This is a genomic window from Luteolibacter sp. SL250 (assembly GCF_026625605.1).
Lineage (GTDB): Bacteria > Verrucomicrobiota > Verrucomicrobiia > Verrucomicrobiales > Akkermansiaceae > Luteolibacter.
This window is the reverse complement of sequence record NZ_CP113054.1, coordinates 309,596-323,925: the sequence shown is the minus strand read 5'-3', so window position 1 is coordinate 323,925 and position 14,330 is coordinate 309,596. Positions and strand designations below refer to the sequence as shown.

Sequence of the window (14,330 nt, the reverse complement as noted above, 5' to 3'; positions counted from 1 at the left end):
CGGATCACTCGACGACGACCGTGCTGCCCACCTTCATCTTGGAATAGACGAGGGGCATGGTCTTGCTCGGTCCGCGGATGCAGGCGTGGGAAGCAGGGTAGCGCTTCACCGGACCGATGTGGTGGCCGACACCATCCCAGGTGAGGCGCATCCAGTAGCGCATCGACGCACCGACGAACTTGCCGCCTTCGGGGATCGGGTCGTTGAAGGCGTCCGCATCCCCGTTCACCGTGTTACCTTCCGCATCCAGGATGCGGCCGTAGCGGTTGGAGCTCTTGTCCACGATCTTCTCGAGGATCTTGTAGGTGCCGGGAGGCGTCGGGCGGCTCTTGATGCCGGAGCAGATCGGGTAGTCCATCACGACCTCATCCCCGTTCTTGAGGTGGCCGCGCTGGCCTTTCAGGTCGATGAAGATGTTGGAGTTGGAAGCGTCCGTCTTCGAGAGCAGTTCCTCGTTCTTCCAGACGTCATAGGTCTTCGGATAGTCCTTCCGGGCCTTGAAGTGGTCGTACGTCCCTTCGGGATAGGGATTTTTGTATTCATCGCTCTTCTTGTCGAGGGTCATGGGATCGACCTTCGTGGCACAGCTCGCCAGCAACAGGGCACCGAATGCGGCGGAAAATTGGAGGAACAGACGTGCTTTGCTCATGGGAACGCGGAGGACGCGGGGGTTCCTACCCCGGAAGCCCCGAAAATGCAACGATTCGATTCTAACGGAAGAACGCGTCGTAAAAGGCGGTGGCGGTCAGCCGGCTGCCTTTCCGGGTGGGGTGGCTGCCATCCGGCTGGAAGAGGCCATCACCACGGCCTGCGGAAATCTCGCGCTCCCAGTAGTCCCCGGCTGGCACGACCAGGAGGCCGCCCGCATTCCGGGAGGCGGCCAGATAGCCGTCGCGGACCTTCGGGTTCATGGTGGCGAAGGAATCCCGCCGCCCCCAGGTCTGGTAAAGCACCGGGATGGCCCCGGCGGCACGAGCCTCCGCAGCCAGCGCCCGCACCGCAGGGAACATCTCGCGGTCCCGCAACAGGCTGAACTTCGCCGGATTGAGGCTGTATTCCTGCAGCACCACGATGTCCCACCGGCCGCTACGGATTTTCCGCAGGGTCGGCCCGTGTTTCGCATGACGGGCCAGCGTCCAGCCGCTGTGGGTGGAGTGGCCGGTGCGGATGCTGCGGCCGTTCTCCGCAGCCAACGATTTCAATGCCACAGGCACCCCGAACGAGTAGCTGTTGCCGATGAAAAGGATGGAGGGTTCCACCTTTCCGCGCAGCCGGTCACGCACCTCGCGGCGGGCATCCGCCATCGGGCGGGGTTGGTGGACCAAGGGGGCACACGCCCCGAGAAGCAGGAACAGGGAAAGCAGGAATTTCATGCGCGGGGGTGGGCGGTATCGTAGGCTTCCTTCAGCCGCTCCTTCGTCACGTGGGTGTAGATCTGGGTGGTGGACAGGGAGGAGTGGCCCAGCAAGGACTGGACGCTGCGCAGGTCAGCCCCCGCGTCGAGCAGGTGGGTGGCGAAGGAATGGCGCAGCTTGTGCGGGGAGATCCGGAACGGGATGGAGCTGAGTTTCAGGTACTTCTTCAGCAGCAGGTCGATCGCCTGTTGGGTGATGCGCTTGCGGTGGCTGCTCAGGAACAACGGTCCGGAAATGACCGCTGCCTCCGTCCGGTAGCGCTGGATGGCCGCCAGGGCCGGCCCGCCGATGGGTACGATGCGCTCCTTCGCACCCTTGCCCGTCACCCGGACGGTTTCCCCGAGAAAGTCGATGTCACTGACATCCAGCGAGATCAGCTCGGAAATCCGCAGTCCGCTGGAGTAGAACAGCTCCAGGATCGCCGCATCCCTCATCGGCATCCAGGTAAAGGCCGCCTTTCCCGGCGGAACCCGCAGCGGCAGGGTGAGCAGCTCGTCGATCTGGGAAACACTCAGCACCACCGGCAGGGATTTCTCCGGCTTCGGCAGTTGCACCTCCGCCACCGGGCTGCGCCCGAGCCCGCGACGGAGTACCAGGTATTTGTAGAACGAGCGCAGCGCGGCGAACCGCAGGCGGATGGTGGACCGCTTGAAGTCCTGCTTCATCAGATGGAACAGATAGTCCCGGAAGTCATCCGCCGAGGCATCCCGCCAGCCGCTGAACTTCACGCCACGCCACGTGCGGTAGGCGGCCAGCGCCTCCCGGTAGTTCGCAAGCGTGCGGGGGGAAGCGCTCTTCTCCGTCCCTTGGAAGGACAGGAAATCCGTTTCGTCCGCTTCGCTCATCAGGGCTTGAGATTAGTGAGAGATGCTTAATTTCCAAGTTATTTGAAGTGATTTAGGCGCCTTCTTGACAGCCCTATCGGAGATCGATAACATGAAAAAAACAGGAAATTCCCTGATTGAGGGCCAGTCATGATCCAAACACAAAACATCCACTCTCTCACCGATTTCCAGCGACACACGGCGAGCCATGTCAAACGGCTGAGGCAATCCGGGCTGCCTGAAGTACTCACCGTCAAAGGGCGTGCCGAATTGGTGGTGCAGACAGCCGATGCCTATCAGGCCCTCCTTGACCGTCTTGAACTTTACGAATCCGCCGCCGCGATCACCCGCGGACTCCAGGAGGTCGCCGAAGGCCGTTTCATCACGATCGGAGATTTTGACGCCCGCATGCGTTCAAAGTTCGCCATCGGTAAAACGCCGCCCTGATGCCTGAACTCCATCAGGTCATCCTCTCTCCCGAAGCGGAGAAGAATATCGAGGAAGCGTTCGTTTGGATTGCAAGGTCGGACGAGACTGCTGCCAAAAACTGGTATGAGGGTTTGATGGCCGCAATCATGGCACTCTCGAAATTTCCGCTGCGATATCCTCTTTCGCCTGAGAGTCGTCTCGGGCTGGTTGATGTGGAGGTGCGACAGATGCTCTATGGCAAAAATTTCTGGAAATATCGCGTCCTCTACACGGTTCGTGGGGATCACGTTTGGATCGCCCATATCCGCCACGGCGCGAGACTCCGCCTTGGCGAAGAAACTTCCAATGACGAGTGAACGGCTCACCCCCGGAAATGATCCCAACCACCCTTGAGCGGCGCTCCTTCCCCTCCGGGGGCCATCTCCCCGATGATGGTGAGCGGAAGATCCGGAAACTCCACGGACCATCGCGCAAGGAGATCCTTCACCTGCCCGGAAGGAAAGGTGAACAACAGCTCGAAGTCCTCCCCATCGCCGATGGCCTGGTCCTTGGTGCAGTCCGGGGAAACGGGCAGCACGGACTCGTCAATGCGGAAGCTGCAACCGGATGCGGCAGCCAGCCTCGGCAGGTCCTTGCCCAGCCCGTCGGACAGATCCATCATCGCGGACGGCCTGAAATGACGGACGAGCCACGCCGCCTCCCGGACACGCGGGATGAAATCGAGGTGCTTGCCAGCCAGCGAACCTCCGAGGCGGCCGGTGACGATCACCGCATCCCCGGTGCGTGCGGTTGACCGGAGGACGAGGTGCTGCCGGGACACCCTTCCCGTCGCGGCGACGGAGATGACAGCGGCGGACCCGTCCGGCACCGATGATGTCTCCCCGCCGGCCAGCAACCCACCGAAACGCGCCAGACAGTCGCCCATCCCACGATAGACCTCCTCGATCCACTCCACGGGGGTGGATTTTGGCAGCGCCAGCGTGATCAGGAAATGCTCCGGCTCCCCACCCATCGCGGCGAAATCGGAAACGACCCGCGCCACCGCCTTCCAGCCCACCGCACGCGGCGCGGCGTCCGGCAGGAAATGCACGCGCTCCACCAGCGCGTCCGTCTTCAGAAGCTGGAGGGTGTCCGCATGCGGGCCGGGATCGATGACCGCGCAATCATCCCCCGGGCCGGATGCGTCCGGCGCGTGGGGCACCAGCTTCACCAGCCGTGCGATGAGCGCATCTTCGCCGATGTCCCGGAGCTGCTTCACTTGGTCGCCTGATCCAGGAGTTGGGGGAACTGGCGGGCCAGGAACTGCATGCCCACCGTCGCGCCGTTGAAGCAGAAATGGACGGCCATCGGCGCCCAGATGGAGCCGGTCTTTTCATAAAGCACGGCCAGCACCACGCCGAAGATGAACAGCGGCAGCAGGGCGGCCAGGCTGCCATGGGCCGCCGCGAACACCAGGCCGGTGCAGATGGCGGCCATCCACGGGCCCGCGAACTTCTTCGCAGCCGGGTAGAGGTAGCCGCGGAACACCAGCTCCTCACTGACGGGGGCCACCAGCACGGCCGCCACCGCCATCAGGACCAGCACCATCGGGTCCTTCGCCGTCTGCAGGAGTTTCACACTGTCCTGGACGGCTTCCACGCCCAGCGACTCCATCCATTTCATATAACCAAGTGCATGCAAACCGCCGAAGACCACCCACATCGTCACCACCGTGGCGGGCGCGATGAGGAACACCCACGGCCAGTGCTTCCACCGCAAACCCAGCCAGGCGACCGGACCGATGCGGAACACGACGGCCGCCAACGTGATCATCGTGAGGGTGGTATGGAAGACGATCGAACTGAGGAGCACGCCGGGGGTGAAAGCGACCTTGTCCGCATCCACCATCGTGTTCGACACGCTCATCGCGGCGAAAATCGCGAAAATTCCGGCCATCCACAGGAAATCCAGCTTCCGGTAGGGCCAGGTTGGCACACCCGGACTCTCCGTAACGTCAAGCGGTGCCGCAGGGGCCACGGAGGGGCCGCCATAGATCGGCGGGACCGGCGGTGGCAGATGGGGAGCCGGACTTTCCTGCCTGGTTCCTTGTTGTAGCTCCTTCTCCCTCCGCCTCCAGCGTGCGAATGCCGCCGCCACGAACAATCCGAGTGCGACGGAAAAGGTGGCGATGAGAACAGGAGCGGTCGGATCGGACATGCGTGGGGAACTGACAGGAATCTGATGCCATGCCGGTGGTTTCACCAGCGGGAAAATGACCCGTCTTCCGTCGGGGCTTGTCATCTTCCGGTCTCCTGCGGATGCTTTTCCCATCGCAACGGTCAGGACAAGCAGCGGCGCGCAGGAGAACGCCTACCGCAAGGTGCTCCGCAGGAATATCCCGGACCCCATGGTCGCCCTGCTGGCCTTCATCCTCGGCATCTGGATGTGGAACCACTATTTCAGCCCGTTGGATGGCTACCCGCCCGGGACGGAGGAGGTCGCCCTGCTGAAGATCGACCGGGAACTCCGGCTGGCGGATGCCATGGAGGAGGATCCCGCCTGGATGCGGCGGCTGGCCGGAGTGAAGGACACCGGCACGGAACTCCGGAATGCCCTGACCGCACTGGACAAGCTGAAGGACCGGAACGCCCTGGGAGGTGCGGGCCTGCTGGCCTATCCCGTCATCCGCGCGGAAATGGAAGGCGTGCCGGTCCATTCCATGATGGACCGGATGGGCGTCGCCGCATCGGATGATCCCGAGGCGCCCGTTTGGGAAAGGGGAAGCTGGTGGCGGGCGAAGATGATCGGAGAAGGCATAGGACCGGCACCCGCACCACGGTGGAAGGAGAAGTATGACGCCAGCCTGCGGACGCTGCGTTTCCGTTCCCTGGCAGCGTCTTCCGTGGCTGCGGCGGTGATGTTGGCCGGGTTGTGCTTCGTCCCGCTGTCCCTTGGAAAACTCCCCGCCCGCCTCCGCTCGAAACGCCGCGGATATGCCGGTGCATGGACTCCTGGTCTGGGCCTCACGGTTTTCATGGTCGGGACGCTCGCATGGATCGGCTACATCAGCGCGCTGGGCATCGGCATCGAAGTGGTCAAGACGCTCCCGCCGCTCATGGGGCTGGCGCTGGACACCGCCGCCCGGTTCCTGCCCACCCTGATCGCCATCGGATTCCTCTTCAAACAACCGAAGCACGCGGTGAGGGTGCTGGGGCTGAATGGGCCGCCCCATCTCCGCATGGTGCTGGCCGTGTATGCCCTGCTTGTCACCGCCGGGGCGGGACTGTCCCTGCTGTTGGGGGGAAATGACACGGAACCGGGCGGCGGCCTGTCCCTGGCGGACGCAGGGTGGCAGGGACTGGTGTTCGCCATCGTCTCCGCCTGCCTGGTCGCTCCGGTGGCGGAGGAAATCCTCTACCGCGGCGTGCTGTTCCGCTCCCTCGCCAACCGCACGGGCATCCTGGCCGCCGCCGCGCTTTCAGCCGTCATTTTTTCCTCCGTCCATTTCTACGACCTGCACGGTTTCCTCAGCGTGGCCATCTTCGGCTTCGCCACCGCCCTGCTCTATGCCGCCACCGGATCACTGATGTCGGCCATCCTCCTGCACGTCCTCCACAACGTCCTCATCAAGATCCCGGCATGGATCTTCTACCACGCGCGGATCGAGTGGTGACCTACCCGTGGTTGCGCATGAAATCCGCCACCTGGAAAAAGAACGCCTCCAGGGCTTCCCGCTCCTCACCGGTGATGGAGCAGGCATCCATCGCCCCGCCCATCAGCAGCAGCCATCGGTCACGGGCGGCTTCATCGATCTTGAACGGCGCATGCCGCATCCGCAGCCTGGGATGGCCGCGGGTTTCCATATAGATGGGATTCCCCGCGATGCGGAAACAGATGAAATCCGCGAGCCTCCTCTCAGAACCTTCCCAGTCGTCCGGGGGATACATCGGGCCGATCAAATCGTCCTCGCGGATCTTGAGATAAAATTCCCTTACCAGATTGCGCAGTCCGACCTCACCCAGCCTGGCGGTGACCTGTTTCTCCCAAGACATGCGCGGGTTGTGGCAAGAGCGGCCCGCTTCGGCAATCTCCACTTTTCACACAATATTTTCCACTTAGCGGGCGTTACTTTGTGGAACGGCCGGTTTGCGCCACATTGACTTGCCGCAAGAGCTGGATTTCGCTAAGCCCCCACTGTTATCATTTCATGAGTCTTGAAGCTGAACCATTTTCCGCTCCTTCACCGGAGGAGCTGGCCGCGCTGTTCCCGGGATATGCGATTGATTCGCTGATCGCCTGCGGCGGCATGGGCGCGGTGTACCATGCCCGCCAGGTCGCCCTGGACCGGGAGGTGGCGATCAAGATCCTGCCGCGCGAGTTCAGCGCGGATGAGGCGTTCCGCGATGGCTTCGCTGCGGAGGCAAGGGCCATGGCCAAGCTCAACCACCCGAACCTGATCGGGGTCTATGACTTCGGCGAGGTGGACGGCATGCTGTTCATCATCATGGAATTCGTTCCGGGCCAGTCGCTCTACCATGCGGCGTACCAGACACGGATCGAGCCGAAGGAAGCCGCCCGCCTGATGGCGGAAATCTGTTCCGGCATCGCAGAGGCGCACCGCGTGGGCCTGCTCCACCGGGACATCAAGCCCGCCAACGTCCTGCTGGACGCCCACAAGCGGCCCAAAGTGGGGGATTTCGGGCTGGCCCGGCCCATCGGCACCGCCGCCCAGGAGGGCGAAGTTATTTTCGGCACGCCCGGCTACACCGCTCCGGAGGTGGTGGACCACCCGTCCCGCGTGGACGCACGGGCGGATGTGTTCTCGCTCGGTGTGATGCTGCATGAGCTTCTCACCGGAAAGCTCCCTTCCGCGGACCCGCGCCCGCCATCCACCATCTGCGGCTGCAGCCCGAAGTTCGATGAGATTGTCAAACGCGCCACCCAGCCGGTCGCCGCGCTCCGCTACCCGGATGCCGGGGCGATGGAGGCCGGACTGAAGGAACTGGCCGCCGTCCCCGCCTACGCCGCCGCAGCCCGCGCCGGTGCGCACCGTCCGCCTTCCGTGCGCCGCCCGCGCGCCTCCACCACGGTGGTGAAATCCTCCGGCGGAGGTGGCATCGGCTGGATCATCGTCCTGCTGGTGCTCGGCGGTGGTGGTTGGTACTACTACACCCACATCCACCAGAAGCCGGAGCCTCCTGCTCCCGTCGCGGAGGAAACGACGGAGATTGCCATCCCCAAAGAGGAACGGCCCCGTCCGCAGAGACCCGTGGAAAGTGAGCCCAAGATGGATCTGCCCGGCGTGGCCCAGGAAGATTCCCCTTCCAGTGGTGGTTCCCGTATTTTCGACACTCCGACCGCCCCGCTCGGCTCACCGATGCCGGAGCGGCCGAGGGCCGAGGGACCGAAGCCGATCGTCGATCCCCAGCCGTTCCTCGACCGGGCGCGGGACATCATGACCAAGAAGTCCTATGACGCGCTCAACACCCGCCAGCGGGCGCTCAGGACGAACATCGACAATTTCGACCGCGAGGTCAGCCGCGCCGCGCGCAAGGAAGGCACCGCCGCCGTGTCAGGCACCGCGAAGGCCATCAAGGCCATCCGCGAAAACAACGACCGCATCCCGGACTCCTTCAAGATCGAGGACATGCAGGACATGACCTACTCCACGCCCCTTTCCGATGCCGTGAAGGCCCAGGACGCGGCGGATGAGAAATTCCACGAGGAGATGAAACCGAACGCGGACATCTACATCCGCGGCATCAACATGGAGATCGCCCGGCGGCAGCAGGCGAACGACGCCGGCGCTGTCATCCTCCTCAAGGAGGAGATCGAACGGGTCCAGGCGGACTCCCAATACTTCGGGAATCTGATCGGCACCCCGAAGAGGTGAACCGGAAGGGGGGAATACCACACTTCCGTTGCAGCCGGGAAATTACGGCATAGAGTCCGGGCGTGCCTTCGAAGAGGAAACCCGCTTCTCCACCGTCCCGCTCCGCCATCGTTCTCCGCGGCTGCCGCCAGCATAACCTGAAGGGGCTGGACCTGGACATCCCGCTGGGGAAACTCACGGTCGTCACCGGGCCGTCCGGGTCCGGGAAATCCTCTCTCGCCTTCCACACGCTCTATGCGGAGGGCCAGCGGCGCTACGTGGAGACCTTCTCCCCCTACATCCGCCAGTTCTTCGACCGGATGGACAAGCCGGCGGTGGACCACATCGACGGCATCCCGCCTGCCATCGCCATCGAGCAGAAGAACAACGTCCGCACCACCCGCTCGACCGTCGGCACGCTCACCGAGATCAACGACTACCTGAAGCTGCTCTACGCCCGTGCCTCCACCGGCCACGACCCGCACACGGACGAGCCGATCCGGCCGGACTCCCCGGAGTCCGCCGCCACCTGGGCCTTCGACCACCTGGCGGACCAACCGGCGATGGTCACCTTTCCCGTGCCCGTACCGACCGGGACGGAAGCTGCGGAGTTTTTCCCGTTCCTCAACCAGCAGGGCTACCTGCGCGTGCTCATCGGCAGGGAGATCTTCCGGACGGACGAACCACCGTCGGAAGCGATCGGGCGGCTCCGTTCCCCGGTGCGGATCCTCCAGGACCGGGTGACCGTCAACACGGCGAACATCGCCCGCCTGCTGGAGGCGTTCGAGGCCGCCTTCGTGCTCGGGAAAGGCCACGCCTCCATCCACAGCGGGGACACTTCCCGGGAGTTCTCCACCGGATGGACCAACCCCTCTACGGGCTTCACCCTACGGCCTCCCACGCCCTCTCTTTTCTCCTTCAACAACCCACTCGGCGCGTGCCCGAAATGCCGCGGCTTCGGTAGGGTCATCGACATCGACCTGGACAAGGCGGTTCCGGATACTTCCCTCACCATCGAACAAGGTGCGGTGAAGCCATTCCAGGGCGAACGGGGCGAGGAATGCCAGCGCGACCTCATGCGCTGCTGCCGCGAGCGGGGCGTGGACACGGATGTCCCGTGGGAGGACATCGACGCGAAAACGCGCGAGTGGCTGTACTACGGTGACCGTAGGAAGCCGGAACTGACGCCCGAGGAGCTGGAGGAACTCTGGCGCTCCGGCGACTGGTATGGCGTGAAGGGTTTCTTCGACTGGCTGGAGACGAAGTCCTACAAGATGCACGTGCGGGTCTTCCTTTCCCGCTACCGTTCCTACACCGCCTGCCCGGTCTGCCGGGGCAAGCGGCTCCAGCCGGAGGCGCTGTGCTTCAAGATCGCGGGGAAAACGCTGCCGGACCTGTGGAGCCTGCCGGTTTCCGAGTTCCTGCCGTGGATGTCCGGCATCCGCAAGACCGTGGTCAGCCCGCAGACGAAGGATGCCACGCTCGACCTGGTGCTGGCGGAGATCACCTCACGCCTCGGCTATCTGGATGAAGTCGGCCTCGGCTACCTGACACTGGACCGCCCGACCCGCACGCTCTCCGGCGGCGAAATCGAGCGGGTGAACCTCACCACCTGTCTCGGCGCTTCTCTCACCGGCACCCTGTTCGTGCTGGATGAGCCGACGGTCGGCCTGCACGCGCGGGACATCGACCGTCTGGTGGGCGTGATGCACGGCCTGCGGGACAAGGGCAACACCCTGGTGGTGGTGGAGCATGAGCATGCCGTCATGCACGCCGCCGACCACCTGATCGACATCGGTCCGGGTGCGGGCCAGCATGGCGGCAACCTCGTCTATGAAGGTCCGGTGACCGCCAAGGGCAAGCCGGAAGGCACGTTGGGCTGGCTGACCGGACGGAAATCCATCCAGGTTCCGGCGAAGCGCAGGAAGCCCGGAAAGAAGAAGATCGAGATCCGCGGGGCCAGCCGCCACAACCTGAAGCGGCTGGACGCGGACCTGCCGCTCGGCCTTTTCGTCTGCCTCACCGGCGTCTCCGGCTCCGGCAAGTCCACCTTCGCCCATGACGTCCTCTACGCGAACCTCGCCACCCGGCTGGGCAAGGACATCGGCGAGACGGACCCGGCTCCGATGAAGGATCTACGGGGTTCGCAGTATGTCAGCGGCGTGCAGCTCGTGGACCAGTCACCGCTGGCCCGCACGCCGCGCTCCACTCCGGCGGTGCTGCTCGGCGCGTTCGACCCCATCCGCCAGCTCTTCGCGCTCACCGATGAGGCGAAGGCGCGGGAACTGACCACCGGCTTTTTCTCCTTCAACTCCGGCGACGGCCGCTGCGACCGCTGTGCGGGTGTCGGCAGCGAGAAGGTGGAAATGCAGTTCCTTTCCGACATCCACGTCACCTGTCCGGACTGCAACGGCCGCCGCTACAAGGCGTCCACACTGGATTTCCACTACCGCGGCAAGTCCATCGCGGACATCCTCGACCTCACCGTGGACGAGGCGCTGGCGTTCTACGCGGTCCCCACCGGCACGCCGTCCTTTGACAAGCGGCAGGACAGCATCCGCGCCATCCTGCATCCGCTGGCGGAAGTCGGCCTCGGCTACATCAAGCTCGGCCAGCCGCTCAACACGCTGTCCGGCGGAGAGTCCCAGCGCCTGAAGCTCTGCCAGCTCCTCTCCGGCGGCGCGGAGGGCGTCACGGACGGCAGTCTCCTGATCCTCGACGAGCCGACCACCGGCCTCCATTTCTCCGACATCGAGAAACTCCTCGGCGTGTTCCAGAAGCTCGTCGATGGCGGCCACTCGCTCCTCGTCATCGAGCACAACATGGACGTCATCAAGTCCGCGGACTGGATCCTCGATCTGGGTCCGGAGGCGGGCGCCCATGGTGGCAGCCTTGTCGGCGACGGATCTCCCGAGCACATCGCCACGCTGGACACCGTGACCGGCGGATTTGTCCGCAAGGCGCTCTCCGGAAAAGGCGAGCTGCTGGAACGCGCCGCATTGCCCGCCCCTTCACCCGCCGCGAATGAGATCAAGCTGCGCGGCGCCCGCCACCACAACCTCAAGAACATCTCCATCGACATCCCGCGCGACCAGTTCGTGGTCGTCTCCGGCCTGTCCGGATCCGGGAAATCCACGCTCGCGTTTGACATCCTGTTCGCGGAGGGCCAGCGCCGCTTCCTGGACTCCATGTCCGCCTACGCGCGGCAGTTCGCGGAGCAGCTCGAGAAGCCGGAGATCGACCAACTCGCCGGCCTGCCACCCACGGTTGCCATCGAGCAGCGGGTGTCCCAGGGCGGCGGGAAATCGACCGTCGCCACCGTCACGGAGCTATGGAACTTCATCCGCTTGCTCTACTCGAAGCTCGGCACGCTCTACTGCCCGGACTGCCAGGTGCCGGTGGAGAAGCAATCGCTCGCCGCCATCGAGAACGCCGTGCGCAAGCATCTGAAAAGCGGCGCGGTTTCCATCCTCGCCCCGCTCATCAAGGGCCGGAAAGGCTTCCACACCGAGGTCGCCGAATGGGCCGGAAAACATGGCTTCAGCAAGCTGCTGGTGGACGGAAAATACAAGGAGGTGGAGGGCTTCCAGCGGCTGGAGCGCTTCAAGGAACACGATATCGACGTGGTCGTCGCGGAACTGGGCAAGGCGGCGAAAGACACCTCCGCGATCAGCCATGCGCTGGACATCGGCAAGGGCATCATCCGCGTGCAGTCCGCCGACCGGAAGTTCCACCTGCTGTCCACGAAGGCGAACTGCCCGAGCTGCAGCAAGTCGTTCGAGGATCTCGACCCGCGCCTTTTCTCGTTCAACTCGCCGCACGGCTGGTGCCCGGAGTGCCGCGGCCATGGCCGCGTGCCGAAGCGCAGGCAGCGGTTCGACACCTCCCGCTTCGAGTCCGTGCTGGAGGCGGAGATGGATGCCGACCGCTCGATCGACCGGATGGACGCGCATGAACTCGTCGAGTGTCCTGCCTGCCACGGCAGCCGCCTCAATCCCACGGCGGCCTCCGTCCACCTCGGGCCCACGCCGATTTCCTCGCTCTCGAACCTTTCCATCGACAACGCGGGCAAGCACTTCTCCAAGCTGAAATTCAGCGGCGACCGCGAGGCGCTCATCGCCCGCGACATCCTGCCGGAGATCCGCCAGCGGCTTTCCTTCCTCCAGGAAGTCGGTCTCGGCTACCTCCAGCTCGACCGCTCCGGCACCACGCTCTCCGGCGGGGAAAGCCAGCGCATCCGCCTGGCCGCGCAGCTCGGCTCGAACCTCCGCGGCGTCCTCTACGTGCTGGATGAACCGACCATCGGCCTCCACCCGCGGGACAACGCCGCGTTGCTGAAGACGCTCGGTTCGCTGCGGGATCAGGGGAACTCCCTCATCGTCGTAGAGCATGACGAGGACACCATCGCGCAGGCGGACCACCTCGTGGACCTCGGCCCCGGTGCGGGACGTCTCGGCGGGCAGGTCGTCTATCAGGGCAAGCCGCCGAAGATGGACGAGAAGTCGCGCAAGACCGCCGCGGCCCATCCGGAGTCACCCACCTACCGCGCGCTCTCGCAGCCAATCAACCACCCCATCCGCGGCGAGCGCCGTCCGGTGCCGAAGAACCACGCGATGCTCCACCTGACGGAGTGCCGTGCGAACAACCTGAAGGGCATCGACGTTTCCATCCCCACCGGACGCCTCACCGTCCTCACCGGCATCTCCGGTTCCGGAAAGTCCACGCTCATGCACTCCTGCATCGCGGAAGCCGCGGCGCTGGCGGGCAAGAAGGGAAAGAACACCCATTTCAAGAAGGCCACCGGCTTCGACAAGCTCCAGAACGTCTATGAGGTGGACCAGTCACCCATCGGCAAGACCTCCCGCTCCTGCCCGGCGACGTATGTGAAGGTGTTCGACGACATCCGCGCGCTTTTCGCCCAGCTTCCGGAGGCCCGCATGCGCGGCTTCGATGCATCGCGCTTCTCCTTCAACACGGACGGCGGACGCTGCCCGGACTGCAAGGGCAACGGCCGCGTGAAGCTGGAGATGGACTTCCTGCCGTCCACCTGGGTTCACTGCGAAACGTGCAATGGCGCACGCTACAACCCGGCGACACTGGAGGTCACCTTCCGTGAAAAGAACATCGGCGAGGTGCTGGCAATGACCATCGATGAGGCGGCGGCGTTCTTCGAGTCCCAGCCACGCATCGCCGCTCCGCTTCGCCTCATGGCGGACACCGGCCTCGGCTATCTCCAGCTCGGCCAGGCGTCGCCCACGCTTTCCGGTGGTGAGGCGCAGCGCATCAAGCTGGTCTCCGAACTCACCCGGGGCCGTGTGACGGCGAGGAACCTGAAGACGCTCAGCCGCGTGAACCTCTACCTCATCGAGGAGCCGACCGTCGGCCTGCATCTGGAGGACGTCCGCCGTCTGATCGATGTGCTGCACCGTCTGGTCGATGAAGGCCACACCGTCATCGTCATCGAGCACCACATGGCTGTCGCCGCCGAAGCCGACTGGATTCTTGACATGGGTCCGGAAGCCGGTGACCACGGCGGAACGATCATCGCCCAAGGGCCGCCGGAGAAGATCGTGAAGTCGAAGTCCTCGCGCACCGCGCCTTTCCTCAAGGCGGCGTTGGGGTTGTGAGTTCAAGGCGGGGAGCAGCGGCAGAAATCCCGGGATGCCGCATCCAAGGTATGCCCTGCGAACGCGGCAGCGTCATGGAGTGCGGCAGTCTTCTGCCGCTATCAGTCGCGGGCACAGCGTTCCCCAATTTAAGATGCCATCCGCAAGTTGGGATGTGGTGATTCCTTCCACATCTTACGGAAGG

The 14,330-nt window shown here is 64.3% G+C and carries 11 protein-coding genes; 5 read left to right on the top strand and 6 right to left on the bottom strand.

The window, feature by feature from the left end; genetic code table 11:
• Positions 1–4: 4 nt before the first annotated feature.
• The 3 genes from OVA24_RS01510 to xerA form a co-directional block, all read right to left on the bottom strand.
• Complete coding sequence (locus tag OVA24_RS01510) at positions 5–649, bottom strand: L,D-transpeptidase family protein (protein WP_267672788.1); 645 nt, start codon at positions 647–649, stop codon at positions 5–7.
• Positions 650–710: 61 nt separating this feature from the next.
• A complete protein-coding gene (locus tag OVA24_RS01505; protein WP_267672786.1) occupies positions 711–1,373 on the bottom strand; it encodes an SGNH/GDSL hydrolase family protein in 663 nt (220 codons plus the stop codon).
• Positions 1,370–2,260 carry a site-specific tyrosine recombinase/integron integrase gene (gene xerA / locus OVA24_RS01500; RefSeq protein WP_324287882.1) on the bottom strand — a complete coding sequence of 297 codons (891 nt, stop codon included), beginning with the start codon at positions 2,258–2,260 and terminating at the stop codon, positions 1,370–1,372. The genes OVA24_RS01505 and xerA overlap by 4 nt, the downstream gene beginning before the upstream one ends.
• 129 nt (positions 2,261–2,389) lie before the next feature.
• Here xerA and OVA24_RS01495 point away from each other — a divergent pair, with 129 nt between their 5' ends.
• Positions 2,390–2,686: a type II toxin-antitoxin system Phd/YefM family antitoxin gene (locus tag OVA24_RS01495; RefSeq protein WP_267672784.1), complete on the top strand. Its 297-nt coding sequence runs from the start codon at positions 2,390–2,392 to the stop codon at positions 2,684–2,686.
• Positions 2,686–3,024, top strand: a complete 339-nt coding sequence (locus OVA24_RS01490) for a type II toxin-antitoxin system RelE/ParE family toxin (protein WP_267672781.1) — start codon at positions 2,686–2,688, stop codon at positions 3,022–3,024. Before OVA24_RS01495 ends, OVA24_RS01490 begins: the two co-directional genes overlap by 1 nt.
• Positions 3,025–3,029: 5 nt before the next feature.
• On the opposite strand, the gene OVA24_RS01485 is transcribed toward OVA24_RS01490, so the two are convergent.
• Both OVA24_RS01485 and OVA24_RS01480 read right to left on the bottom strand, forming a co-directional pair.
• The gene (locus OVA24_RS01485) at positions 3,030–3,926 is read right to left on the bottom strand and encodes a thiamine-phosphate kinase (RefSeq protein ID WP_267672780.1); all 897 of its coding nucleotides are present in this window, start codon (positions 3,924–3,926) and stop codon (positions 3,030–3,032) included.
• Complete coding sequence (locus OVA24_RS01480; RefSeq protein WP_267672778.1) at positions 3,923–4,864, bottom strand: CPBP family intramembrane glutamic endopeptidase; 942 nt, start codon at positions 4,862–4,864, stop codon at positions 3,923–3,925. The genes OVA24_RS01485 and OVA24_RS01480 overlap by 4 nt, the downstream gene beginning before the upstream one ends.
• Before the next feature lie 55 nt (positions 4,865–4,919).
• On the opposite strand from OVA24_RS01480, the gene OVA24_RS01475 reads away from it, so the two are divergent.
• A complete protein-coding gene (locus OVA24_RS01475; protein WP_267672776.1) occupies positions 4,920–6,320 on the top strand; it encodes a CPBP family intramembrane glutamic endopeptidase in 1,401 nt (466 codons plus the stop codon).
• Position 6,321: 1 nt separating this feature from the next.
• On the opposite strand, the gene OVA24_RS01470 is transcribed toward OVA24_RS01475, so the two are convergent.
• Positions 6,322–6,699 (bottom strand): globin domain-containing protein, encoded by a 378-nt coding sequence (locus OVA24_RS01470; protein ID WP_267672774.1) that lies wholly within the window; start codon positions 6,697–6,699, stop codon positions 6,322–6,324.
• 155 nt (positions 6,700–6,854) lie between these two features.
• Here OVA24_RS01470 and OVA24_RS01465 point away from each other — a divergent pair, with 155 nt between their 5' ends.
• Positions 6,855–8,540, top strand: coding sequence for a serine/threonine-protein kinase (locus OVA24_RS01465; protein WP_267672772.1), 1,686 nt, complete (start codon positions 6,855–6,857; stop codon positions 8,538–8,540).
• A gap of 62 nt (positions 8,541–8,602) precedes the next feature.
• Positions 8,603–14,146, top strand: a complete 5,544-nt coding sequence (gene uvrA / locus OVA24_RS01460; RefSeq protein ID WP_267672769.1) for an excinuclease ABC subunit UvrA — start codon at positions 8,603–8,605, stop codon at positions 14,144–14,146.
• Positions 14,147–14,330 lie beyond the last annotated feature (184 nt).

Coding starts and splice junctions, on each gene's coding strand:
- OVA24_RS01510 (WP_267672788.1), bottom strand. CDS start 649: ATGAGCAAAGCACGTCTGTTCCTCCAATTTTCCGCCGCATTCGGTGCC.
- OVA24_RS01465 (WP_267672772.1), top strand. CDS start 6,855: ATGAGTCTTGAAGCTGAACCATTTTCCGCTCCTTCACCGGAGGAGCTG.
- OVA24_RS01495 (WP_267672784.1), top strand. CDS start 2,390: ATGATCCAAACACAAAACATCCACTCTCTCACCGATTTCCAGCGACAC.
- OVA24_RS01505 (WP_267672786.1), bottom strand. CDS start 1,373: ATGAAATTCCTGCTTTCCCTGTTCCTGCTTCTCGGGGCGTGTGCCCCC.
- xerA (WP_324287882.1), bottom strand. CDS start 2,260: ATGAGCGAAGCGGACGAAACGGATTTCCTGTCCTTCCAAGGGACGGAG.
- OVA24_RS01490 (WP_267672781.1), top strand. CDS start 2,686: ATGCCTGAACTCCATCAGGTCATCCTCTCTCCCGAAGCGGAGAAGAAT.
- OVA24_RS01480 (WP_267672778.1), bottom strand. CDS start 4,864: ATGTCCGATCCGACCGCTCCTGTTCTCATCGCCACCTTTTCCGTCGCA.
- OVA24_RS01470 (WP_267672774.1), bottom strand. CDS start 6,699: ATGTCTTGGGAGAAACAGGTCACCGCCAGGCTGGGTGAGGTCGGACTG.
- OVA24_RS01475 (WP_267672776.1), top strand. CDS start 4,920: ATGACCCGTCTTCCGTCGGGGCTTGTCATCTTCCGGTCTCCTGCGGAT.